Origin of the sequence: Marinomonas algae, assembly GCF_047525555.1 — a bacterium.
Lineage (GTDB): Bacteria > Pseudomonadota > Gammaproteobacteria > Pseudomonadales > Marinomonadaceae > Marinomonas.
Genome location: NZ_JBLIXK010000001.1, coordinates 655158 through 678603 on the forward strand (window position 1 = coordinate 655158; position 23446 = coordinate 678603).

Sequence of the window (23446 nt, forward strand, 5' to 3'; positions counted from 1 at the left end):
AATCGAGCTTAAAATCATTGGCACTATTCCAGGCACAAGCGACCAGCAAGCATTTAAGCTTCATAAGCATCGAGCGCTCCATCCAAAACATCTAAGTTCGCCGCTGCCAGAAATCGAGCCAAGCAAGAAAGTACCTATCACTACTTTCAAAGCGTACGAATCCATTCACCTGACCGCGTCTTTTTAGACACACCCAAGCCGTCATACCTAAATGCTCTTAAGCCTTGAGGCAAACATGTGTCTGTCCTCTGAGTTTTTCTTTCGTCATCAATATTTTTCTAATAACCTGTACTCCAATCTTTTTCTGCTTAATAAAAAGCCATCAAAAAGCCGTTATAAAAATGCATAACAAAGCACTCAATTAAGCCTTTGGCTTAACCCGTAAGAAACGCGAATTGAATCCACTAACAATGCCTTCAAACACAGAGCCGCAGGCAAACGCATACATTTCACGATCATGAAAAAGCCTCACAAAAAAGACCTAGTTTTGTCGCGTACTAGTATTCGCTCTGCAAAAGACTGCGCTTTGCAAACATCACTTACATCAAGGCAAGCGGATTCGTTCATCTGAATGTGCTTTTTAAAACACACCCAAACCATTAGATGTAAACAGCTCTTTAGCTCACGACTAAACATGCGCTTACGCTTCTATGGTTTTTCTTAACCATCTTTGTCTTATGAATAATCTGTACTCCAATTTTTTTCGCATTAGCCAACAGCACAACACTCTGTTGTGAGTCAGCGTTGCTAACAAATTTTTTATAGGCTCAAATAGCTAAGAACGCGCAACATCTCTCAAAATGAAACATGTCACTCGCTCAAATACCGTCCTCTTAAAACCGCTTTTACTGATCAACTCGTCACCTCTTACTTGAAACAAACAAGTGATGAGCTGAAAAATATCACTTCAATAAAAACCTCTAAGATTCTTCTTACCGTTGTTTTGCATAAGAAGCCCATATCAAAGTCAGCCAAGGGCAAAAAGCGGTTACCTTTCTTGATCAACTTCACGCCATAGCTCTCTTTGATATAAGCCTCACCCTTCTCTTCATCCCCTTCAAAACCTCTTAAAACATTCCCCAAACAGTGAAAAAGCCAATATTTAGGTAAAAAAATGCCGGGTGAAAAAATCCACCCGGCTTAAGAGGCACCTCTAGGAGAGAGAAGTAGCCTGATTCCCGAGACAATACTCGAATATTTTGAATAAGCAGCAGTCTAGTGCTGCTTTACATCATCCAGTTTTATTTAATTATTTATCAATTAATTCCCTAAAAGAGATAATGCTGTCTGTGGACGCTGATTTGCCTGAGACAGAACGGTACTACTCGCCTGTTGCAAAATTTGCGTACTTGTTAGATTTGCAGTCTCCGCTGCAAAGTCAGCATCTCGCACTCGTGCACGAGCGGCAGAAACGTTCTCAGCAATGTTACTCAAGTTAGTAATGGTTGAACTGAAACGGTTTTGTATCGCACCTAGCTCTGCTCGCTTATAGTCCACCGCTGCAATCATAGAGTCGATAATCGCGATCATACTTTGCGCGTTTACTATCGTTGATACAGATGCTGTCGTTTCACTGACTTGTGCAGAAGCCTGATTCGATAACCCGGACATGGTGAAACCATTATTGGCTTGGTAATCAATCGAGTTATTCGGCCCACCAAACTCCATCGTGAAGCTGATTGTTTGGTTTGCATCTGCACCAACCTGGAATATCCCTTGGTAAGTACCGTCAAGCAAGTTAGCGCCACCGAATGTTGTTGTATCAGCGATTCGGTTAATCTCTTTAGATAGCTGCGCCATCTCTTGCTGTAGTGCCACACGGTCTTTGTCTGAGTTAGACCCGTTTGCCGCCTGAATAGACAAGGTACGCATACGTTGTAGCATGTTAGTTGTTTCGTCCAAGGCCCCCTCTGCAGTTTGCGCTAGAGAGATACCATCGTTTGCATTTCGTACAGATTGGTTCAAACCATTAATCTGTGAGGTCAAACGATCGGAAATTTGAAGACCCGCAGCATCATCTGCTGCACTGTTAATTCGACGACCAGAAGACAAACGTTGAAAGGATGTATCAAGGTCTCGACTGGAGTTATCCAACATACGCTGAGCGTTCAGCGAGGACACATTAGTATTTACGTATAAAGCCATTTTTTCTCTCCTAAAAATATTTTATTATCGAGACAACCTTTTGATTTAATTATATATTTGGTTTTTGTCTCTTATTAAAGTTATCGACACCTTAGCGTTGACCTTTAATATTTTTTTGATTTTTTTCATATTTTAAAACTTTCTAAAACATAAAAAAGCGTCACTCAAAGTTATCGTGCAAGGGGTCAATAACTTTAAAAATAAAGGCAAAAAAAAGCGTAAATAGACGAAAAAAATCAAAATGTGAAAAAAGCTAAGAAAAAACACATAGAACACTAAAGTTTTCAGAAAAACGGCCTCAATAATCAGCACAAAAAGCAGGCAAACTGATCAAAAATGAGACCCTATAGAATAGAAATTACAGAAAAGAAAAACGCAAAAAACAGGTTTTACACAAAAAATAAGAAATGAACGGTGAACGGTGAACGGTGAACGGTGAACGGTGAACGGTGAACGGTGAACGGTGAATTATGAGATATGATCGATAAATTGCAACTTCAGAGACTGAGGGTCAACTTCTTTCTCTATCACCACCTCCGTTCTCAAGTTAGCAGACTTATTCAATTCAATATCTGAAGGCTCAATAAAGGACTTATTCGTCAGACTATAAACTTGGCGTACTAAAGAAGGCTGAAAAGCTTTATTTAATGTCAGAACAAAACCAACTCGCCCATTTGATAAGGCAACACAAGAACCCACTGGCACATTGCCTATATGCTTCAGGAACACACTTAACAACTCTTTATCAAATGCCAAGCCTGATTCATCGCGCATTTTCCTCCAAGCCTTAATCGGCCCCATAGACGGTTTATGAGGTTGCTCAGAAGTCATGGCATCATAAGCATCAACAATGGCGGCAATCTTTCCATAGACGGAGATTTCTTTATCCTGCTTACCTTCAGGGTAGCCAGAACCATCCACTTTCTCATGGTGGTCATACAACATTTGGTAAACCGCTTTTGGAATACCTTCACACTTTTGCAAGATCTGCTCACCAAACTGTATGTGTTTGCGAAACAAATCAAACTCCCCAGAGGTCATCTTTGTCGTTTTAGACATCATTGCGCTAGGCAAACGGAAACGCCCTAAATCAAACAATAAGGCACCAAGGCAAATCACTTCCATATAAGCATTGGAAAGCTTTAAAGCCTTTGCAAAGTGAATTCCAAGAACAGCCATCCCCATAGCATGCTGCTCTAAATAAGTAGAAGCATCTTTGATATGGCGAATGGCCATTAAGGAAAAGTTATTGCGTGTATGAGATTCAATCAGACGACGACAGAACTTCATCAGCTCAAGTATCTCTAATTGCTCGCCTCGCTTGAAAAGCTCAACCTGTGCTGACAGTAAAATGTGTCCATCTTTGAACAGCTTAAACGCGGTTACCGTTTCATCATCAAAGGAAGTTGGAATATATTTACTTTCGATATGCTTTTGTTGAACTGTAGATGCATTTATATTATTTCGAGTCGCTTCAACTGAAAGCTTGAGAGCTTCTGAAGCTGGCGCTTCAGCAGGACTTTTTCCTTCACCTTCATCATTCATACGAGCTTTATAGCTGAGAATATAGTCTCTGGTATGCTCATTTAATTCTTGTCGAAAGTAACGGAATAAACTCTGCTTTTTGGTGTGCTTCGCGCGCAATTCTTTGGTATTAAAATCCGGTTGAAGTTTTTTTAAGCTTTTAACAGAGCGACCTGTTGCAATAGACATGCACAAGAAAAGGAACCGTTCCTGAGCATCATATAAACGCTCGCGGCGGCTATTTAATAATTTATGATCATTAGCATAGTAAGGGTCATAAGGAAGAAAAGGAGCATCTAGAGTAGAGCTTAAGACATCAAATGCCACCTGTCTCATAGCAATACTGACCACTCGTTCTTTTCGGCCATGCAGTCCAATCAAGGTTTTCACGCGCTTACTGTTTAATACTTTTGGCTTGATCTCCATAATGTCGAGTATTTCATTAATATCAAAATACCCAACATTAATATCAGCACCAAAGCATGACTCTACATTAAACGCCGGCATTGCTTACCCTATATCCAAAACTTACATTTGATTAAACAGCGACAAATTACTGATACGCGAAAATACTTTTTGAGAGGCAGTCAACGCTGACTCTTTCATAGATAACTCTGTTGCGGCTTCAGAAATATCTAAGCCACCAATTCTATCTTGAGCTGTTGCGTTTGATAACTGATTGGCTGAACTAAAATCTTCTCTATCTTGAAGAATATTTAATCTTGCACCGACATTAGATCGGCCCTCACCCACCATACGCTGAGCATTATTAATACTGGTTGTAGCATCAAAAAATGCTTGTTCACGCTCTTCTGGTGTAGAGAACTCATTCTTTAGAACATCAAGGGTATCATTAATTTCGTTTAAAACGTTATCACGCCTTGGCTGATCTAAAGAAATATCAACCGCAGCCCCTGGCTGTCCTCGAAGAAGGAATAACATACCACCAAATGTAATCGGCTTACCGGCAGTATAAGAACCAGACGAAACAGTTTCACCATCGCTGTTCACGATACTGTAAGTACCTGGAGTACCATCAAATGTTCTACGTCTTTGCTGATCTTCTCGATCATTAGAGCCTATATAAAGGTAATCGTTTAAATCAACGTTTTCACCTTCTTCAAGTACAGGCGAAGTGGTCAGAAAATATCGATTAGAATCAGGGTTTTCTGGATCGTAATGATCTTCCATGAATTGATCAAAATCACCTTGGTTTTGCACTTTTGCAGATAAAGAAACATCCCCAGTAATCAGATCAGAAGAAAAGGATCGGTTAGTCCAGATATCTTGAAACAGTTTTTTACCTGAATCTGTTACTGGGATTTTCATACTTTCTGAAATTTGAGCAAATTTTTGCCCTTCATTTCCGGTCCACTCGTAACGCCCATTGCTGTTTAACACGAAAGGAGGCCCTAATGAATCAGTACCCGCAAAGATATAACTTCCGTCTGCACTTCTTGCGTTCATCAGTTCTGCCATAGATTCCGTTATCATCGAAATCTCTTGTGAGATGGCATCAAGGTCTTCTTGAGTATTAATGTCATTCTGTGCCTGAATGAAAAGCGTACGCACTTCATCAAGCGAGTCATTCAAGCTATCTAACGCCACTTCTTGATACTCAAGATTACTGGTCGCCATCTTCATCGCATCATCGAACAACTTAAGCTTATGCGTATCAGCTTGATACATTAGCACTTGGCTAGCACCAACAGGATTATCGCTCGGCTTCACAATATCAGTTTGCGCAGCTATTTTTTCCTGAACATTTAATATTTTTTCATTTGCCTGACCAATAGCTCGACTCGATTGACCATAAATTAAATTATTTGTCACTCGCATAAACTTACCTCATTATCCCGAGCAGTGTTTCAAACGTGGTACGAGCTGCCGTCACGACTTGCGCAGAAGCAGAATAAGACTGCTGATATTTAAGCAGGTTGACTGCTTCTTCATCTAAGCTCACTGCGGACAACCTATCTCGACGAGCCATGCTGTCATTCATGATAATTTCACTCGACTCGGCATGCCCTGCAAGTTCCGCTGTTTTACTGCCCACATACGAAACAAAGCCTGCAAAGGCTTTTGCTAAGCTCGCTTCACCTTCAACAAGCAATTTATTTTGCAAGTTTACCAATGCCACACCATTGAAGTTATCGGCAGGACCTACGTTATCTGTACCAATAGAAAACTCATCGCCAACTTGAGGGCGAGAAGACACAGACACATCAAAGCCTGCCTCACTCGCCAATCCGGCTTGCTCTAACAAATTACTGTAATGCGTTACATTTTTCACTTCAGCCAATTCAGTACCTGACGCATCATGCACAACGTATGAAGTCGGCGATGTAAAATAAATTTTATGCGGTGCATTTGGATAAAGCGTCGCATCAAATGCAAAAGCTGAAGTGTTTGGATCTGTGTTTGTGATGGATTCGAGCGAAATCTTTGCGTCAGACAAGTTACTTGAATCTGTATCCACACCAATTGGTGCACTTAACGCTAAAGCATCACCATTCTTCGCATAAAGTGCCAAGTTCTTTGCGGCGTCTTCTGTTGGAATAAAGCGGAATTCATCGTTGTCATCAATTTTATCGAAATCTTTAACTCGGATATCTAAACCCAGCTCATCAATTTTATAATAACCATGACTGTCCGGTGTAAGCACTGATGGATCGAATATCACAGACGGTCCATTTGCTCTACCATTTGCATCGTATTTCGTAATAGCGAATCGGTCATCGTCCGTTCTTGTTAATTCATAGGTATCTTTCGTAATTTTGGCAGATTCACCCGCAGAAACTCGAACAGATATATCCGACAATTTGTTTAAATTGTCCTGAGTTGAATAGATTTCAATATCACCTAACGCAAAGAGATCTCGACCAAAGTTGCCATTCGCATCAAGCCCTTTGGCATTCTGTACATTCATTGCATCAGCAATCGAAATAGCATGCTGCCCTAAAGTACGGTCGGCGTATTCACTGAACTCAGATCTAAAGTCGACCAAACCACCAATGCTGCCGCCAAGCTCATTGGTCTTCAGCGCCACATTGTAATCTCCAAAATCCACAACCAAACGTATCTTTTGAGGATCTAAAGGATCAGGTAGTACTTTAAGTTCTGTCGGATCCTGATTCATGACCACAGGCTGACCATTCTTCAACTGAACCGTCATTAAACCTTTGTCGCTAAACTGAACTTTGATATCCAAATATTGAGATAACTCTTTTGCTAACAATTCTTGCTGATCTCGCAATTCATTAGCAGGGGAAATAGAAAGCCCCTCTTCTCTTAAAATCTTGCCATTAAGGTCGGATATTTTCGTCGTAATAGTATTGAGCTTTGTTAAGGATACAGACAACTGCTCATCAACCAGCTGCTCTTGACGAGAAACAATGCTCGACAAGGTTTGATATTGCTCAACAAGATTATTTAAGCTGGAGTAGGCAAGCTCTCTCAAAGAAGAAGATGTCGGATCGTTATTGGCTGTCTGCAAGGCATTAAAAGCTTTATTCAAATAGCCAGTAAGCGCAATACTGTCTTCAGCTAACAGGTTATCTGCCACCGTCATCATTGAATGATAAGTATCATAGTAAGCATAATCGGATTGATCAGATCGCATCTGAGCACTGACAAAATTATCAACAAGACGGGAAGTATCATGAATAACAACGCCACCAACAGGAGAGCTGGTCGTATCGGTTCGCTGACGGCTATAGCCTTCAGTATCCACATTGGCTGTGTTCTGCCCTGTCGTATTAATACGAGCATTACTAGACTGAAGTCCAGTCAAACCAATTGAATATAAACCTGAGCTCATTTGCTCACCTCTAGTACGTTGTTCAAGAAATAACTCACATCTTAATTTGTCGCTTTAAGACAGTTAATGCAAAAACCTTACCAAAAGTAATTTTATGAGTTTTTTATTTCTACAACCCTTGAAACCACTCGCTTTCAAGGATGCTATTTATTTTTTCAGAGTACTTAGGATCCGTTGCGTAACCCCCTCTCTGTAGGGAAGCGGCAAACATTGACGCGTCGTCTCCAGACTGAAGGGCATCTTTATACCGTTCACTGGAACTTAGGAAATTAGCGTAATCATCGAAGCTTTGACTAAAGGAATCGTAGGCCCGAAACGCAGCTTTTTCACGCTTAGCAACACCGTCTCGAAACTCTAAAGTATTAACAACCGCCCGGTCTCCTGACCAACGACTATCCGCCTTAATACCGAATAAGTTAAAACTGGCTGCGCCATCTTCTTTAGCAATGGGATACTTCCCCCAACCTGTTTCAAGAGCTGCCTGAGCCAGTATCGCCTTAGGATTAACACCAAGTTTCTCTGCCGCTTGCTGGGCATGAGGCCATAAGCTCTCAACAAACTCATCTGGAGAGTCAAATACCACAGATAAGGCAGAAGGCGGCGTAACAGCATCATCACCAGAAACCGTTGAACTGGCGTGATTGTTCGCTTCTTTTTGAACTGCTTGAACAAACTCTGTAGATGCTCGCTGAGCAAGCGCTTGAATTCTCACTAAATCTTGTTTTGCCACTTGGTTAAGGAAGTCTGTGTCTCCTCGCTCTTTTGCAGCAAGTGAACTGGCTTGACCCTGTTGAGTCTGATATTGACGAATTAACGCCTCAGACAAACCAATTCCTCCACTGGAGGAAAGACTCTGTGACATTTGGGAGTCCATCATGTCTTGGTATTGCTTGGTCTGCGTACTAGAAAAAAGGCCACTTCCAATCGCCTCATTCGTACTACGCATATTCTTCAGCAGCATGTTAATAAAGATAGACTCAAACTGCTGAGCCACTTCTTTTAACGCAGCATCAGGGTCTTTTTGAGCCTTTGTCTTTAACGCTGTAAGGTTCGAAAAGTCAGCAAAAAAATCTTGATTCGATGGAACAGAGCTCATAAAACGACCTATATAACGACTAAGTCTGCATTAATGGCGCCAGCCTGTTTTAAACCTTCAAGGATCGCCATCACGTCACCAGGCGCAGCACCTACTTGGTTAACCGCTCTTACAATATCATTCAATGACGCACCTGGGTCAAAAACAAACATATGACCACTGTTATTACCTATCTCAATTCCTTCACGAGGCGACACAATCGTTTCCCCTCCTGTCACAGTTCCATCCTGACCAACAGTCGGAGGCACTTCTTGAATCGTCACTGTTAGGCTGCCATGCGTAATTGCAGCAGGCGACACTTTTACATGCTGACCAATAATGATCGTACCTGTGCGTGAATTAATCACGATACGAGCACGTTCTTCTGCTACATCAACTTCAAGATTTTCAAGAATAGACAAGAAAGTCACACGCTGACTTGGATCTCTTGGTGCTGTTACGCGAATGGATGTTGCATCAAGCGTGGTTGCTACACCGTCACCCAATAAATTGTTAATTTTATCTGAAACCTGTTTAGCGGTTGTGAAATCGGGACGATTTAGATTGAACGTCAAGGTATCGCCAGAGTTAAAGCTACTCGGAACTACTCGCTCAACACTTGCGCCATTAGGAATACGACCAACAGTAGGGATATTCACAGATGTTCGTGAGCCATCCGCACCATTCGCTCCTAATCCACCAACAACTAGATTACCTTGAGCGATCGCATAAACAGCCCCGTCCGCCCCTTTCAAAGTTGACAAAAGCAAGGTGCCGCCACGCAATGCGCTGGCATTACCGATAGAAGACACTGTGACATCGATTTTTTGGCCCGGCTTTGAGAAAGCAGGCAAAGTCGCTGTTAGGGAGACTGCCGCCACATTTTTAGAGGTTGCACTTACACCCTCTGGCAAGGTAACGCCGAATCGAGACAACATACTGGCAAAGCTTTGGTTAGTAAAAGGCGTGCTATCGCCCGTTCCATTTAAACCAATCACCAAACCATAACCAAATAATTGGTTTTCACGCACACCTTGAACACTGGTGATGTCTTTCAGTCGTTCCGCTTGCGCTGAAAAGGACAAAAGATATAAGACAATTAGCGTTACGTATTTCATTACATCACCTATTGAAAGAAAGTGTCTTCCGTTTATTTATATCATCAAATTCAAATTAGTAAGGCATGTTACTGGAATTCAGCAAACGACTTACCCAACCTTGCTCACTGCCAGCCGCCACATCGCCAGTACCAGAGTAGGTAATACGAGCATCCGCAACACGTTCAGACTCAACTGTGTTATCAGGTGCAATATCTTGCTTACGAACAATGCCAGAGAAACGAATGTATTCATCACCTTGATTTAAGCGCAACCATTTCTCACCACGCACAGCTAACAAACCATTAGGGTACTCTCTAAATACTGTTACCGAGATAGTGCCACTTAAGCTGTTATTCTGGTTAGCTGAGGCATTTCCAGTAAAGTCCGTACCTTGCTGCGGCAAGGTTGTATCTACTCTCAACTCTTCACCTAACACAGTTGGGTTTTCAATCGTTGCAGAAGATGATTTTGACACAGTCGCGGCATTCGCTTTGGTTGAAGTCGTCGTTTCATTCAGGTTGATCGTTAGGATGTCACCAACTTTACTGGCCTTTTGATCACCAAAAAATACATCCCCCATTCCCACCTGGTATATACCGCCTGTTGGCGCTTGTGAAGGACTCATTCCATTTGGATAAACAGGCGTATAATAAGGGTCATCAGATTGAATATTTTGAGTGATCGAAGGTCCGTTTAAAGGGTCATCCCCATCAGGAACATATCCTTTTCGAGCGTCTTCCTCTGGTTCAGCCTCTTCCGCTTCCTCCTCATCCGTTACTGCATCAATCACGGCATCAGTCACTGCACCCGCCGCACCAGCTGCCGCTGCATTCGCCACCGCTTGTTGATCTATGTCCCATGTCAAACATCCCGACAAGGTCAAGCTGCATAAAATCAAAAGGAGAAATTTAATCTTCATCATATTCCACACGCTATTATAACTGCTGTATCGCAAAGCTCATCATACCATCCGCTGCAGAAATCACTTTCGAATTCATTTCATATGCACGCTGGGTGGTAATCATATTAACCAACTCTTCAATAGAGTTTACATTGGAGGCTTCCAACATACCTTGAGCGAGAGTGCCCAAAGAGTCTGTTCCTGGAACACCTACTAATGGCGGCCCACTCGCATTTGTCTCAGTGAAAATATTCTGACCAGATGCGCTTAACCCTGTAGGGTTAATAAAACCTGCAATGTTAATTGCACCGACTTCTTGTGCATCTGCTTCACCAGACATTCGAACAGAAACGATGCCATCTTCGGCAATCATGATTTCAATGGCATTAGGGTCTATTTGAATACCTGGCTCTACTACTAATCCACCAGAAGTTGCTATTTGCCCTTCACTGTTCAACTGAAGACTGCCATCTCGCGTATAGCCGATTGTTCCATCTGGCATCAGAACCTGTAAGAAACCTTTACCTTGGATAGCAACATCAAGTTGTCTATCTGTCATGTTGTAATCGCCGTTAGAAAAGTCTTTCTGCGTCGCTCCAACCTTAACACCTGTACCCAATTGCAAACCTGAAGGTAATTCAGCATTCTGAGCACTCAAGCCACCAGGCGCTCGTACTGTTTTATACATAAGATCTTCAAATACGGCACGGTCTTTTTTGAAAGCCGTTGTCGAAACGTTAGCCAAGTTGTTGGCCACCACGTTCAACTGCTTATCCATTCCGCTTAAACCAGTCTTACTTACCCATAATGCTGAATTCATAATAGCCTCTGTTATTCTATCTCTGATAACAATTATTTATTGATACTGCCTATCAATGAAACTTAAGAAGTACGTTGTAATATTCGAGCTGATGAATTGGCATTCTCTCGAATGGCGTCCATCATTTTGACATTCATTTCAAATCGTCTCGAAAGGTTCATAATGTGCGTCATTTCTTCCACCGCATTCACATTACTACCTTCCACAAAACCAGATACCAATTTCACATTCGGATCCAATTCAAACGCTTGGCCATCACGAGAGTGAATCAGACCATCTTCTTCTTTCCGTAAATTCTGAATATCTGGGTTCACTAATTTAATTTGATTCAATACCGCCACTTCATTGCCTGCGCCACCTTGGGGAACAATAGAAATCGACCCATCTGATGTGATATTGATACTATCCAAAGGTGGTAAAAATATAGGCCCATCGACACCGGCAACTGGCAAACCTCGTCCTGTCACAAGCTGCCCTGCGGCATTAATTTGCAAGTCCCCAGCACGAGTGTAAGCCTCTTGACCACGCTCATCATAAACCGCAATAAAGCCTTCTCCGGCAACAGCCACATCCATATCTCGGCCAGTTTGAATCATGTCGCCTTGGGTATAACGTGTCGCTGGGTTTTCTGTCATAGCGTACACACGGCTTGGGTGATAATCCCCGTAAACCTGCATAGAGCGGGCTTGTTCAAAGTCAGAACGAAAACCTGTTGTACTGACATTTGCCAGATTGTTAGCGTGTATCGTTTGAGCATTCATGGTTTGCACACCACCACTCATTGCTAAATATAAGGCCTTATCCACTGCCGTTCTCCTAGAAGAATTTGTTTCATTTAATTAATACATATCAAGAATCGTACCAACTTAAAAAATAAACAAAAAAAAGCCGAAACAACATAGTTGCTTCGGCCTAAATCTTCTCTCTCCAGAAAATTAACGAAGGTTTATTATCGTCTGTGTGACAGTATTTTCTGTTTCTAATGTTTTACTGTTTGCTTGATAATTACGCTGTGCCTCAATCAATGCAACCAATTCAGACGTTAAGTCAACGTTAGACTCTTCTAACGCTCCACCTTGAATTTTTCCTAATGTGCCGCTATTTGGACGACCGATATCAGCAGGACCAGAACTCTTACTGGCCAACCAAGACGTATGGCCATTAGGCATAAGACCGTCAGTACTATCAAAGGTTGCCAGGGCAAGCTGGCCAAGAGTTGCCGTTTGTTGATTTGTGTAGTTCGCCACTAAGAAGCCGTCGCCATCAAAAGAAATACCTTGCAGCTCACCAGCAGAAAAACCATCTTGATCAAACGTATCTGTATTTTCCAATGCATACTGCGTAGAACCATTTAGATCCAACGGTGTGATACGACCTCGGTTTGTTGGATCCAACCCAAGCACTTCTAATGCAATAGGTTCAGCAACTTCAAATGGAGGCAAACCTCGATAAGCACCAAGCAAGTTACCTGCCGCATCAAAAGACACAGAAGTATTGCTTTCTAAGAAGCGAGTATCTTCGCCCGTTATAGGGTCTTCAAAAGTCTCTTCGCCGTCCATTGTCACGCGCAACTCGTAAGTATTCTCTTCACCGTGTTTGATAAAGTAGTAACCTATTGTGTGAGATTCACCCAAAGCATCATAGACAGTTCGTGTATTACTGTAGTTGTAAGTTTCAGGCTTAAGCGGATCAAATACTTCACGACCTACAGAACTTGAATCTCGAACTTCTTCAGGCGCTAATGTAGAAGCAATCGCGACGCCACCCAATGTACCTGCTACCGCCAAAGGTGTTTTGGTTCCCGCTTCAATATCGGCAGAGGTTGGCTCTGCGCCTCCGATATATAGAAGCTCAAATGGTGATTCATTATTTCCATCACCATTGTAATCCGTGCCACCTTGAGCCGAATTAAAAGTCGCAAAGGTTTCACCCATAAACGCAGCGCCAGTATCATCCAACATCGCACCGTTCACTGTGGCGTGAACCTTGTAAGTGTTTGGCAACTCACTCTTAGAATAGTAATAAGTCACTATGTTTGTTCTGCCATTGGCATCAACAACACCTTGAGTTTGAGTGAAGTTGTAAGTATCAGGGTCAAGCGGATCAAACTCAGCTTTTATGTACGGAGGGACATCTTCATTTTTAGAGTTCAAGTTAACTTTTAAAGACATTTCTGTCGTTGGCTCTGGAGGAATACGATCGTTTGGTATCTTCATATCTTCCAAGTTACCACCAATGATCCCGTCAACAGCGTTGTAGCCCTGCACATGACTGCCATCGTTCGTTACCAAGAAACCATTTTCATCTAATTTAAAGTTACCTGCTCGGGTATAAGATTGAGCAACACCAGCATCCAATACAAAAAAGCCAGCACCATCCACAGCAATATCGAGATTATTATCAGTATAAGACAAGTTACCCGATGAAAACTCTTGAGAGACATTACTCACGCTCACACCAGAACCAATACTGTTACCACTACCAGCACCCAAAACACTTGTATTGTAAAGGTCATCAAACTCTATACGAGATTTTTTGAAACCCGTTGTGTCGGCATTGGCAATGTTATTACCTGTCACACTTAAATAATCGGCAGAAGCTTTAATGCCAGATAGTGCAGTATTGAATCCCATAATACTCTCCCAATTACCCTAAAATTTCTAATTCGTTTGTGAGTTTGACTTTGCCGTGGTTTTCCACATTCAAAACGGTTCCATCTTCGCCATTAATCGTAACGCCTTGGATACGTGTCGGTAGACGTGTTGTCATGGCTGAGATTTCGCCTTTATCATTTGTTGATGATGCTGCGAAGCGATATTCACCAGGCGGCAAAATATTTCCTTCATCATCTAACTTGTCCCATTTGTAGTCACCTGAGTTCAGCGTAGACGTACGAACAAGAACATTATTTTCATCGTATATTTTCAGTGTGGCCGTTTTAGAGTCTTCTGGAATCGTTGTCTTCAGCTGAACATCATCAGAGCCTTCAGAGATTTTTGCCGTACTTCCTTCCATCAAAATAGATCGCCCCACTAAAGTGGAAGCACTAAGTGCTTGGTTAGAAGTCAAAGACGTTGCCATAGTTTCAAGCTGATCTGATATGCCAGTTAAACGCTCCAAAGAACTAAACTGTGACATCTGAGCCACCATATCATTCGCATCTTGAGGCGAAGTTGGATCCTGCCCTTTAAGCTGCTCAATATAGAGCTTCAGAAACACATTTTGATCCGCTAAGGCGCCTGTTTCTTCTGTCGAGGCCGCGGGCTTTTCAATACCAGCTTTCGCTTTAGCCGAATCTGTCCCATATTGAGAGATCAGATTACCTAGGCCTTTAGTGTCAGATATATTTGCCATCTGTTAGCTCCTACGACTGTCCAAGTGTGAGCATTTTCTGCATCATACTTTTTGCCGAGTTCATAATTTCCACATTCGTTTGAAAAGATCGAGAAGCTGACATCATATCTGCCATCTCTTCTATTGGATTCACGTTCGGATAGAACACATACCCTTCTTCATTTGCCATTGGATGATCTGGTTCATATCTAGGCTGCAACGGCGCATCTGATTCAACAATGCCATCTACTTTTACACCCACACCAGCACCACTGTCATCCATGCTGGCATTGCTCCAACCAAATTCACGCATACTGTCATTCATCATCTGCGAAAATACAGGTTTACGAGCGCGGTAGGTCTGATCTGCTGAACTAGCAACACTGTCTACGTTTGCCATGTTGCTGGCCACTGTGTTCAAACGTACTGTTTGAGCACTCATTGCCGATCCAGAAATTGTAAAAATATTACTTAAAGACATCGTTATTAGTTCCCAGTAAGCGCTTTTTTCATGCCACTAATTTTTCTATCCAAAAACATAAAGCTTGTATCGAACTGCAAGGAGTTTTGTGCATATTCTGCTTGCTCTCTTTGCATATCGACATTATTTCCATCCAAAGAAGGTTGATTAGCGTTTCGATACAAAAGCGCATCCGAACCTGACGAAAAACCTTCTCCTGAAATATGCTTAGAATTTGTACCCGCTAATTTCAGTTTGCTGCTAGCATCGTTAAGCATAGAATCAAAGCTGATGTCTCGCGATTTGAAGTTAGGCGTATCAGCATTGGCGATATTATTAGCAAGCACTGCCGCTCTAGCGCTTCTAAACTCTAGCGTCTTATCGTGTCCTGCAAATGCACTCGCAAAAGATATAGCCATTAAACCCTCAAACTAAAAACATCATAAACTAAACAAGACAAAGCAATTATGATGCCAAAATAAAATAACTATATAATTCAATGGGTTATGATTTTCATCTAGAGGAACGGCAAAAAGCGGCAAACAGTAAACAAGGAAAACAAAGACAAAAAAGCCCGCCCTAGAAAAACTAAGGCGGGCTTTTTAATAAGGCTTTTACAAAGGCTATAAGGCTTTAGCTTTGTAAACAATACCAGGATGACACTGGACAATCTCAAAGTAGGCTGAAAGGCCGCTTAACGCTTCAGATCCGCCCAAGAACAAATATCCTCCAGGCTTTAAAGCGGCATGCATTCTTTTAAGAATATCCATCTTCAAATCACCAGTGAAATAAATCAGAACATTACGACAAAAAATAACGTCGAACTTACCCAAACCAGCGAATGAATCAATTAGGTTCAAATAACGAAACTCCACTCTAGAACTCAAGTGAGGCTTTATCTTCCAAGTTTGTTCATTGATCTTGTCAAAATAACGTCTCTGAAAGTCTGCACCCAAGCCACGAGCGATCGCTAAGCTGTCATACTCACCCTGTTTTGCGTGCTGAAGTATATTGGTACAGATATCTGTCGCAATAATCTTCTCACCAGCTTTCATCACACCTGGACGAGAAGCCTTGAAGTCTTCAATTACCATACTGATAGAGTAAGGCTCTTGACCAGTAGAAGAGGCAGCAGACCAAATTCGCAAAGGAGCAGAAGACATTTCAGGCAATATCTTCTCTTTTAAAATAGTAAAAGGATGAGTATCACGAAACCAAAGTGTTTCATTGGTTGTCATTGCATTGATGACTTCTTCTTTAAGTTTGGCATTACCAAACCTTTCAAGCGCATCAACCAATTGCTCAATTTTAGTGAAGTTTTCTCGCTCTAAAATTCGCCCTAAACGGCTAGCCACCAAATATTGCTTATTATCGCTAAGGGATATGCCACATACCTTTTGAAGATATTCCCTAAACCTAATATATCCGTTAGGTGTGATTGCATTTGTACTACTGAGCATTAAAACTCCATATGTGGCAGACGCCCATTAAATAAAGCCAATCGAAAAGGAGCCTACCGACTATTCCGTTTGAACCTGTACTGTTTCTATTGCTAATCGAGCTAACTCATCCGGCTGGAATTTTGCCAAAAAGCCATCTGCCCCAACTTTCTTCACCATCGCTTCGTTGAAAACACCACTTAATGATGTATGAAGCAGGATGAATAAATCTTGTAAGCGGCTATCGTTTCGAATCGCTGTCGTTAAGGTATAACCATCCATTTCAGGCATTTCAATATCTGAAATCACCATGGAAAATACCTCTGTAATATCTTTGCCTTCAGCTACAAGGCCTTCAAGATGATCAAGCGCTTCACGACCATCATGCAAGACGGTCGTCTCAAAACCTACTTGTTCCATACAACGCTTAATCTGCTTACGAGCAACAGATGAGTCATCAACAATAAGAATATGGTGTTTTTTGGCATTCTCTTGAACGTTATCATCCACAATACCAGCAGATATATCCTGACGAGTCGGTGCTACTTCAGAAAGAATTTGCTCAACATCGAGAATTTCAACCATCTCTTTTTCTACCTGACACACAGCTGTCAGGTAATTGTCATTAGACAAACCTTTTGGTGGTGGCTGAATATCACTCCAGTTCATGTTCACAATTCTTTCAACGCCACGTACCAAGAACCCCTGTATACGACGGTTGTATTCAGTGATGATAACAAAACATTGATCAATATTTTCAATCGGGCTTGCACCTGTCGCTAATCCCAAATCTAAAATAGGAATTGTGCCGCCACGAATATGAGCAACACCTCGAACAACAGGTGAGCTATGAGGCATAGAGGTAAGTTTAGGGCATTGAAGAATTTCCTTCACCTTAAAAACATTGATACCGTAAAGGTGCTTACCGTTTAAGCGGAATAACAACAGCTCTAGTCGGTTTTCACCTACCAACTGCGTACGTTGATTAACAGTATCCAAAACTCCAGCCATAAACGCCTCCAAAATGTGCAAACATCATACTGAGGTATCACCTCATAATTGTTAAGTTACATCATCCAATGATAAAGTGATTTATCAGATTTTACTAACTATCTTATTTCTAACGTAATAATAAACAAAGAGAGCTAATCATGCGAATCATAAGGCTAACAATAGCCTTCTTTTGTTTCCAAGCAAGTTTAATATTTGCTGAATCTATAGAAAACCAAATTAATCACTACATAAACCAAGTAGAGATACCTCGATTACTAGAAATATACCCAGAAGCCGACGTTACGATTTCTTTAAATAACCTAGCAGCATTAAACTATTTACCTGACTGTGAAGCAGGCACCATTACAGTTACAAATCAAAGACCTGAGGCCAACAAGCGCACGACTTATGAAGTTAGCTGCGATTCGCCTGTATGGAAGTCTTATGTACCAGTCACTCAATCCATTACTATCCCAGCAATCAAAACGATTTCCCCCATCAATCGAGGACAAGAAATAAACAGAGCTAACACCGGTGTTGGCGATGTTGATATATCAACATTAAGAGGCCAAGTTTTTACCGCAAAGAATCCACCTTATGGCCTGATTGCCTCACGCAACTTACGTATCAACACCTATATAACAGACAATTTAATCAACCAACCGACCTTAGTAAAAAAAGGCGACCTAGTGCTTATTACAGCAAGCAATGGAAACATTATAGTCAGGATGAACGGAGTTGCTTTAGAAAACGGTATAAAAGGACAACAAATACGCGTAAAAAACACCAGTTCTGAACGAATTATATACGCCAAAGTTGTAACTAGCAGTGAGGTTCTTGTAAACTATTGAACATAGACTCGTTGGCATACAATTAATTCTCTTTTATTGTTGATTGCCACTAAAGTTTTTAGAGGCATAGCCGACAATATAGACAGGCAAATTATAAAAGGGCGGAAAAACCCAATGGCAATACATTTAACAGGTCTATCAAACCAAGGCACCATCACTAAAAGCGAACGTTCGCAGAAGGATGATGTGACTGGTAGCGCGACTGAAAGACAGAGCGCAGTAAAAAGTGGCGGAACGTTAGCTGATGACACAGTCAAATTAAGTGGCACAGCACAAACGTTACAAAGCCAGCAATCTAAGATCGGTAACTTACCTGATATCGATATGGATAAAGTAGAACAAATCAAAAAAGCCATTTCTGCAGGCGAATACAAAATAAATAGCCAGCAGCTAGCGAATAATATGGCTTCTATGGATTCTCTTTTCTAAACTGTTAATCACTTAGGTTTTGAACGGTTTAACTTATGATTCCAATTGCATCCATATTCATCAGAAGCAAAGAGACTCTCGAAAAGCTCTCTGTGCTTCTTGATGAAGAGCGCATTGCTTATAGCGCCTCAGACAGCCAAGTAATCATAGACCTATCCGAGCAAAAGCAAGCCCTGCTTGATGAAATGAACCAACTTAATGAGAAAAGAGTTAACATGCTCATTAAGTTCGACGTCCTAGATAGAAAAAAACCAACCGAAGAAGAATTTAAGAACTGGCTAGACCAACAAGACAGCTCTATGGATGACGTTCGTCTACTCATGAGGGAATGTGAAAGCCTACTTAGAACCTGCAAGACAAAAAACAACACCAACTCTCGCATTCTAAATACACTGCAAAAACGCAATAAACATTTATTTGAGCTTCTGCAAGGCCATAACGGAAAAAACAAAGTGTATACGGCTCGTGGTTCAACTCGACCAATCAGCAGCAAACAAACACTAGGCAGGGCCTAAACTACCTTAGCTAAACCTAACTGTACCTTTGCTCACTACTCCTTCAGAACTACAAATTCTCTTTATAAACAATTGATTAGCAATCGTTAGGTTTAACCTAAAAACGAAAAGTGGTATAGTCACTCGCGAAGTGTCTCTGTAGTTAAATGGATATAATAGACCCCTCCTAAGGGTTAGTTGCAGGTTCGATTCCTGCCAGGGACACCATCCTCTTCCAAATAAAATCCCCTCTTTGCGTTATCAAAAATTTCTCTGAGCTTTCATTTACCTATCTTTCAAATCAACCACAGCAAAAAAACTGACACATCTAAGGTTTATAGTTATCAGTCTATCGGGTTCATTTAACCCACCTAATGAAAAAGCATTGACCAAACAAATAATATATGTGAAATTTCATATATTCTATTTTTCATATATAAAGCCAAATTCAAATTACTGATTATTTGAACGGCTACACCCAACGGAAGCACCTAACATGAATCTGCCTAACATCGACAAAGACTCTTTCCACCTTCCTGATGTGGATAAAATGAAAACCTCTTCACTTCCACACAAACCTCGAATATTGCTTTTATACGGCTCATTAAGAGAACGATCTTTCAGCCGTTTAGTCGTTGAAGAATGCGCAGAGTTACTTAAAGCTTACGGTGCCGAAACACGTATTTTCGACCCTCAAGGTTTACCTCAGCCAGATACAGAAGATGAATCTCACCCTAAAGTTAAAGAACTGAGAGAATTAATGATTTGGTCAGAAGGGCAAGTTTGGTGCTCACCAGAACGCCATGGTTCAATGACCAGCATTTTCAAAAGCCAAATTGATTGGGTTCCACTGAGTATTGGCGGCGTTCGCCCAACTCAAGGAAAAACATTGGCAGTTATGCAGGTATGTGGCGGCTCTCAGTCATTCAACACAGTCAATCAAATGAGAATTTTAGGGCGATGGATGCGCATGGTGACCATTCCTAACCAATCCTCTGTCGCAAAAGCCTTTTTGGAATTTGAAGAAGATGGTCGCATGAAGCCCTCTCCTTATTACAATCGAATCGTCGATGTAATGGAAGAACTTATGAAATTCACTTTATTAATGCGAGACAAAAAAGACTACTTTGTCGATCGTTACTCAGAGCGAGTTGAAAGCGCAGAACAACTTAGCGAACGCGTTAATCAAAAATCATTGTAAGGAGTTTTTTCATGGGTCTTTTTGAGCGTTATTTATCTGTATGGGTCGGCCTAGCGATTTTAGCTGGAATTGGGCTTGGCCATTTAGTGCCTGACGTATTCGGCGTAATTGCGACATTCGAATACGCGCATGTGAACATCGCCATCGCCATCTTAATTTGGCTGATGATTTACCCAATGATGGTGCAAATCGATTTCTCATCCATCAAAGATGTGGGCAAAAAACCAAAGGGATTAGTATTAACTCTTATCATTAATTGGTTAATCAAACCCTTTTCCATGGCCTTTTTAGGTTGGTTGTTTTTCAAAATCCTCTTCGTTGATTGGGTTGATCCAAGCACTGCGACAGAATACATCGCCGGTATGATTCTACTTGGCGTTGCCCCTTGTACTGCCATGGTATTTGTATGGAGCCAAATGACCAAAGGCGATGCAAACTACACTCTCGTACAGGTCTCCATCAACGATATCATTATGATATTTGCCTTTGCACCTATTGCAGGCTTTTTACTGGGTGTAACCGATGTAACCGTGCCTTGGGACACACTATTATTGTCCGTTGTGCTGTATGTTCTTATTCCTCTCGTTGCTGGCGCCTTGACTCGCAAAAAGCTCGATAAAAACAATGATCACTCTAAGCTCGATAATTTCCTTGGGAAAATGAAGCCTTGGTCAATCATTGGTTTGCTTGCAACAGTAACACTTTTATTTGGTTTCCAGTCCAACACGATTCTTTCTAAACCTGAAGCGATTGTGCTGATTGCCATCCCTTTACTGATTCAGACTTACGGGATTTTTGCCATCTCCTACTGGCTCGCCAAATCCATGAAATTGCCACACAACATCGCAGCGCCAGCTTGCATGATCGGCACTTCAAACTTCTTTGAATTGGCTGTCGCGGTGGCTATTTCTCTGTTTGGCCTTCATTCAGGAGCAGCGCTTGCTACTGTGGTGGGCGTTCTTGTGGAAGTCCCAGTCATGCTGTCTTTGGTTTGGTTTGCCAACCGAACTCAGCACTGGTTTAAGTAAAGTATTTATTATCAAGGAGTTATAACATGATCGTGATCTACCATAACCCTGACTGCGGCACATCTCGAAACGTTTTAAATGTCATTCAAGCTGCAGGCTACACGCCAACCATCATTGATTATCAGCAGGAAGGTTGGACGAAAGCACAGCTGCAAGGCTTTTTTGCTGCAGCAAATCTAACGCCGAGAGAGGCATTGCGTACGACAAAATCACCCGCTGAGGAATTGGGACTTTTATCCCCTGAGGTTTCTGATGAAGCGCTATTAGACGCCATGATAAAGCACCCAATACTTGTCAATCGCCCTTTAGTTTGCACTCCCAAAGGGGTTCGTTTATGCCGACCAAGCGAGGCCGTTTTGGACTTATTGGATAACTGGCCTGCTGCACCTTTCCATAAGGAAGATGGCGAAATGATCATTGACGAACAAGGTAAGCGCGTAAAATAACGCACAATAAATTGTAAGTATAAAAAAAAGCGCCTGAGGCGCTTTTTTTTATACTTACATCGCGAGAAGACTATGAACTTACTCAGCTTCAACCAATTCAAAGCTATGAACGATTTTCACGCCACCTTTTTCCAACATCAAAGATGCAGAGCAGTATTCTTCTGCTGATAGTTTCACCGCACGAGCAACCACACTTTCTTTCAACTTACGACCAGTGACCACAAAGTGAACTCGAATCTCTGTAAAAACAGCAGGTACCGCATCCGCACGGTCTGCATCAATTTGAGCGACACAAGACACAACATCTTGGCGAGATTTTTTCAAAATCCCAACTACATCATAAGAAGTACAACCGCCTAATCCAGCAAGCAGCAATTCCATAGGTCTTGGCCCTGCAACCTGATTGCCATCAATTTCTACTTTAAAACCAGAACCTGTCTCGGCCGTAAAATGCACATCTTCTTGCCAGCTTACATTCGTTTTCATCATTTAACCTACATTATTCGTTGTGTCCGAAGTTATCTTTAATCAGTCGTAATGTCGTTGATTAAGACTGAAACAACTCAGCTAATTTTTCACCCGGATTGTCAGCGCGCATAAAGGCTTCGCCAACCAAAAAGGCATTAATATTCTTTTCACGCATTAGCGCCACATCATCTTGAGTGTGAATGCCACTCTCCGTCACAATAAGACGGTTAGACGGAACGCTGTCCATCAACTCAAATGTATGATCTAAACTCAGCTCAAACGTGTGTAAATCACGGTTGTTAATACCAAACAACTCGGTTTCTGTGTATTCCAACGCCAGCTCAAGCTCTGGACGATTATGCACTTCAACCAAGACATCCATACCAAGATCACGCGCCATATTATCGAGCTGACGTAGTTTGTCACCGCTCAAGCACGCCGCTATCAACAAAATACAATCGGCACCAATGGCTCTGGCTTCTAATACTTGATATTCATCGACAATAAAGTCCTTACGAATAACAGGTAACCCACATGCGCTACGAGCTTCAACTAAAAAGTCCTCATGACCTAAAAAGAAGTCACGGTCTGTTAAAACAGACAAACATGCCGCTCCGCCTTTTTCATAGGATCGAGCAATATCTGCAGGCACAAAGTTTTCACGCAGAACACCTTTACTTGGAGAGGCTTTTTTAATCTCTGCAATCACTCCCGCTTTGCCAATCGCAATTTGATGTCTCAAAGCATTAGCAAAACCGCGAGGCGCGTTGTGAACATTCGCAACAGACGCGGCCACTTCTAAATTGCTATAAGGTGTATGAGCTTTGCGCTCGTTAATTTCTTCGTATTTACGAGCAACAATTTTCTTTAAAATGGTTGGTGTTTCTATTTGCATTAGGCTGCCGCTCCTATTTATTTT

General features: G+C 41.7%; 24 protein-coding genes and 1 tRNA gene. 7 read left to right on the forward strand and 18 right to left on the reverse strand.

Translation table 11 applies throughout. The features are described from left to right. Window positions 1-867: 867 nt before the first annotated feature. The 16 genes from ACMUMQ_RS03085 to ACMUMQ_RS03160 form a co-directional block, all read right to left on the reverse strand. The gene (locus ACMUMQ_RS03085; protein WP_414680563.1) at window positions 868-1083 is read right to left on the reverse strand and encodes a hypothetical protein; all 216 of its coding nucleotides are present in this window, start codon (window positions 1081-1083) and stop codon (window positions 868-870) included. Between the two features lie 177 nt (window positions 1084-1260). Continuing rightward, the gene (locus ACMUMQ_RS03090) at window positions 1261-2145 is read right to left on the reverse strand and encodes a flagellin N-terminal helical domain-containing protein (protein WP_414680564.1); all 885 of its coding nucleotides are present in this window, start codon (window positions 2143-2145) and stop codon (window positions 1261-1263) included. 468 nt (window positions 2146-2613) lie between these two features. Continuing rightward, complete coding sequence (locus tag ACMUMQ_RS03095; RefSeq protein WP_414680565.1) at window positions 2614-4176, reverse strand: HD-GYP domain-containing protein; 1563 nt, start codon at window positions 4174-4176, stop codon at window positions 2614-2616. A gap of 21 nt (window positions 4177-4197) precedes the next feature. Beyond that, window positions 4198-5508, reverse strand: a complete 1311-nt coding sequence (flgL, locus tag ACMUMQ_RS03100) for a flagellar hook-associated protein FlgL (protein WP_414680566.1) — start codon at window positions 5506-5508, stop codon at window positions 4198-4200. A 4-nt stretch (window positions 5509-5512) separates the two neighbouring features. After that, window positions 5513-7489: a flagellar hook-associated protein FlgK gene (gene flgK / locus ACMUMQ_RS03105; protein WP_414680567.1), complete on the reverse strand. Its 1977-nt coding sequence runs from the start codon at window positions 7487-7489 to the stop codon at window positions 5513-5515. 109 nt (window positions 7490-7598) lie between these two features. After that, complete coding sequence (gene flgJ, locus ACMUMQ_RS03110; protein ID WP_414680568.1) at window positions 7599-8585, reverse strand: flagellar assembly peptidoglycan hydrolase FlgJ; 987 nt, start codon at window positions 8583-8585, stop codon at window positions 7599-7601. Between the two features lie 8 nt (window positions 8586-8593). Further along, window positions 8594-9682 (reverse strand): flagellar basal body P-ring protein FlgI, encoded by a 1089-nt coding sequence (locus ACMUMQ_RS03115; protein ID WP_414680569.1) that lies wholly within the window; start codon window positions 9680-9682, stop codon window positions 8594-8596. A gap of 55 nt (window positions 9683-9737) precedes the next feature. After that, window positions 9738-10586, reverse strand: coding sequence for a flagellar basal body L-ring protein FlgH (locus ACMUMQ_RS03120; protein ID WP_414680570.1), 849 nt, complete (start codon window positions 10584-10586; stop codon window positions 9738-9740). Window positions 10587-10599: 13 nt separating this feature from the next. After that, complete coding sequence (flgG, locus tag ACMUMQ_RS03125) at window positions 10600-11385, reverse strand: flagellar basal-body rod protein FlgG (protein ID WP_347982666.1); 786 nt, start codon at window positions 11383-11385, stop codon at window positions 10600-10602. A 62-nt stretch (window positions 11386-11447) separates the two neighbouring features. Beyond that, a complete protein-coding gene (flgF, locus tag ACMUMQ_RS03130; RefSeq protein ID WP_317004862.1) occupies window positions 11448-12191 on the reverse strand; it encodes a flagellar basal-body rod protein FlgF in 744 nt (247 codons plus the stop codon). Between the two features lie 129 nt (window positions 12192-12320). Beyond that, on the reverse strand, window positions 12321-14018 hold the full coding sequence (locus ACMUMQ_RS03135) for a flagellar hook protein FlgE (protein WP_414680571.1): 1698 nt from the start codon (window positions 14016-14018) through the stop codon (window positions 12321-12323). A 13-nt stretch (window positions 14019-14031) separates the two neighbouring features. Continuing rightward, on the reverse strand, window positions 14032-14739 hold the full coding sequence (locus tag ACMUMQ_RS03140; protein WP_414680572.1) for a flagellar hook assembly protein FlgD: 708 nt from the start codon (window positions 14737-14739) through the stop codon (window positions 14032-14034). 10 nt (window positions 14740-14749) lie between these two features. After that, entirely contained in the window at window positions 14750-15199 is a 450-nt protein-coding gene (flgC, locus tag ACMUMQ_RS03145; RefSeq protein ID WP_317004866.1) for a flagellar basal body rod protein FlgC, read from the reverse strand. 5 nt (window positions 15200-15204) lie between these two features. Further along, window positions 15205-15597, reverse strand: a complete 393-nt coding sequence (flgB, locus tag ACMUMQ_RS03150) for a flagellar basal body rod protein FlgB (RefSeq protein WP_414680573.1) — start codon at window positions 15595-15597, stop codon at window positions 15205-15207. 204 nt (window positions 15598-15801) lie between these two features. After that, window positions 15802-16638, reverse strand: a complete 837-nt coding sequence (locus ACMUMQ_RS03155; RefSeq protein ID WP_414680574.1) for a CheR family methyltransferase — start codon at window positions 16636-16638, stop codon at window positions 15802-15804. A 60-nt stretch (window positions 16639-16698) separates the two neighbouring features. After that, window positions 16699-17628 carry a chemotaxis protein CheV gene (locus ACMUMQ_RS03160; RefSeq protein ID WP_414680575.1) on the reverse strand — a complete coding sequence of 310 codons (930 nt, stop codon included), beginning with the start codon at window positions 17626-17628 and terminating at the stop codon, window positions 16699-16701. 140 nt (window positions 17629-17768) lie between these two features. On the opposite strand from ACMUMQ_RS03160, the gene flgA reads away from it, so the two are divergent. From flgA to arsC, 7 genes are all read left to right on the forward strand, one after another. Next, on the forward strand, window positions 17769-18461 hold the full coding sequence (flgA, locus tag ACMUMQ_RS03165) for a flagellar basal body P-ring formation chaperone FlgA (RefSeq protein ID WP_414680576.1): 693 nt from the start codon (window positions 17769-17771) through the stop codon (window positions 18459-18461). Window positions 18462-18575: 114 nt separating this feature from the next. Next, the gene (gene flgM / locus ACMUMQ_RS03170; RefSeq protein ID WP_317002865.1) at window positions 18576-18890 is read left to right on the forward strand and encodes a flagellar biosynthesis anti-sigma factor FlgM; all 315 of its coding nucleotides are present in this window, start codon (window positions 18576-18578) and stop codon (window positions 18888-18890) included. Between the two features lie 35 nt (window positions 18891-18925). Next, window positions 18926-19405: a flagellar protein FlgN gene (locus ACMUMQ_RS03175; protein ID WP_414680577.1), complete on the forward strand. Its 480-nt coding sequence runs from the start codon at window positions 18926-18928 to the stop codon at window positions 19403-19405. Between the two features lie 132 nt (window positions 19406-19537). After that, window positions 19538-19612: transfer RNA gene (locus ACMUMQ_RS03180), tRNA-Arg, on the forward strand. Window positions 19613-19880: 268 nt separating this feature from the next. Beyond that, the gene (gene arsH / locus ACMUMQ_RS03185) at window positions 19881-20585 is read left to right on the forward strand and encodes an arsenical resistance protein ArsH (protein ID WP_317002863.1); all 705 of its coding nucleotides are present in this window, start codon (window positions 19881-19883) and stop codon (window positions 20583-20585) included. An 11-nt stretch (window positions 20586-20596) separates the two neighbouring features. Beyond that, window positions 20597-21613 (forward strand): ACR3 family arsenite efflux transporter, encoded by a 1017-nt coding sequence (gene arsB, locus ACMUMQ_RS03190; protein ID WP_414680578.1) that lies wholly within the window; start codon window positions 20597-20599, stop codon window positions 21611-21613. Between the two features lie 26 nt (window positions 21614-21639). Next, the gene (gene arsC / locus ACMUMQ_RS03195) at window positions 21640-22059 is read left to right on the forward strand and encodes an arsenate reductase (glutaredoxin) (RefSeq protein WP_414680579.1); all 420 of its coding nucleotides are present in this window, start codon (window positions 21640-21642) and stop codon (window positions 22057-22059) included. 78 nt (window positions 22060-22137) lie between these two features. On the opposite strand, the gene ACMUMQ_RS03200 is transcribed toward arsC, so the two are convergent. Together ACMUMQ_RS03200 and trpC are read right to left on the reverse strand one after the other, a co-directional pair. Then, window positions 22138-22545 (reverse strand): OsmC family protein, encoded by a 408-nt coding sequence (locus tag ACMUMQ_RS03200; protein ID WP_317002860.1) that lies wholly within the window; start codon window positions 22543-22545, stop codon window positions 22138-22140. 61 nt (window positions 22546-22606) lie between these two features. Beyond that, entirely contained in the window at window positions 22607-23422 is an 816-nt protein-coding gene (gene trpC, locus ACMUMQ_RS03205; RefSeq protein WP_414680580.1) for an indole-3-glycerol phosphate synthase TrpC, read from the reverse strand. Window positions 23423-23446 lie beyond the last annotated feature (24 nt).

Excerpts from the sequence above, each read along its gene's own strand:
- ACMUMQ_RS03090 (WP_414680564.1), bottom strand. The coding sequence starts at position 2,145 with ATGGCTTTATACGTAAATACTAATGTGTCCTCGCTGAACGCTCAGCGT.
- ACMUMQ_RS03095 (WP_414680565.1), bottom strand. The coding sequence starts at position 4,176 with ATGCCGGCGTTTAATGTAGAGTCATGCTTTGGTGCTGATATTAATGTT.
- flgL (WP_414680566.1), bottom strand. The coding sequence starts at position 5,508 with ATGCGAGTGACAAATAATTTAATTTATGGTCAATCGAGTCGAGCTATT.
- flgK (WP_414680567.1), bottom strand. The coding sequence starts at position 7,489 with ATGAGCTCAGGTTTATATTCAATTGGTTTGACTGGACTTCAGTCTAGT.
- flgJ (WP_414680568.1), bottom strand. The coding sequence starts at position 8,585 with ATGAGCTCTGTTCCATCGAATCAAGATTTTTTTGCTGACTTTTCGAAC.
- ACMUMQ_RS03115 (WP_414680569.1), bottom strand. The coding sequence starts at position 9,682 with ATGAAATACGTAACGCTAATTGTCTTATATCTTTTGTCCTTTTCAGCG.
- ACMUMQ_RS03120 (WP_414680570.1), bottom strand. The coding sequence starts at position 10,586 with ATGATGAAGATTAAATTTCTCCTTTTGATTTTATGCAGCTTGACCTTG.
- flgG (WP_347982666.1), bottom strand. The coding sequence starts at position 11,385 with ATGAATTCAGCATTATGGGTAAGTAAGACTGGTTTAAGCGGAATGGAT.
- ACMUMQ_RS03135 (WP_414680571.1), bottom strand. The coding sequence starts at position 14,018 with ATGGGATTCAATACTGCACTATCTGGCATTAAAGCTTCTGCCGATTAT.
- ACMUMQ_RS03140 (WP_414680572.1), bottom strand. The coding sequence starts at position 14,739 with ATGGCAAATATATCTGACACTAAAGGCCTAGGTAATCTGATCTCTCAA.
- flgC (WP_317004866.1), bottom strand. The coding sequence starts at position 15,199 with ATGTCTTTAAGTAATATTTTTACAATTTCTGGATCGGCAATGAGTGCT.
- flgB (WP_414680573.1), bottom strand. The coding sequence starts at position 15,597 with ATGGCTATATCTTTTGCGAGTGCATTTGCAGGACACGATAAGACGCTA.
- ACMUMQ_RS03155 (WP_414680574.1), bottom strand. The coding sequence starts at position 16,638 with ATGCTCAGTAGTACAAATGCAATCACACCTAACGGATATATTAGGTTT.
- ACMUMQ_RS03160 (WP_414680575.1), bottom strand. The coding sequence starts at position 17,628 with ATGGCTGGAGTTTTGGATACTGTTAATCAACGTACGCAGTTGGTAGGT.
- flgA (WP_414680576.1), top strand. The coding sequence starts at position 17,769 with ATGCGAATCATAAGGCTAACAATAGCCTTCTTTTGTTTCCAAGCAAGT.
- flgM (WP_317002865.1), top strand. The coding sequence starts at position 18,576 with ATGGCAATACATTTAACAGGTCTATCAAACCAAGGCACCATCACTAAA.
- ACMUMQ_RS03175 (WP_414680577.1), top strand. The coding sequence starts at position 18,926 with ATGATTCCAATTGCATCCATATTCATCAGAAGCAAAGAGACTCTCGAA.
- arsH (WP_317002863.1), top strand. The coding sequence starts at position 19,881 with ATGAATCTGCCTAACATCGACAAAGACTCTTTCCACCTTCCTGATGTG.
- arsB (WP_414680578.1), top strand. The coding sequence starts at position 20,597 with ATGGGTCTTTTTGAGCGTTATTTATCTGTATGGGTCGGCCTAGCGATT.
- arsC (WP_414680579.1), top strand. The coding sequence starts at position 21,640 with ATGATCGTGATCTACCATAACCCTGACTGCGGCACATCTCGAAACGTT.
- ACMUMQ_RS03200 (WP_317002860.1), bottom strand. The coding sequence starts at position 22,545 with ATGAAAACGAATGTAAGCTGGCAAGAAGATGTGCATTTTACGGCCGAG.
- trpC (WP_414680580.1), bottom strand. The coding sequence starts at position 23,422 with ATGCAAATAGAAACACCAACCATTTTAAAGAAAATTGTTGCTCGTAAA.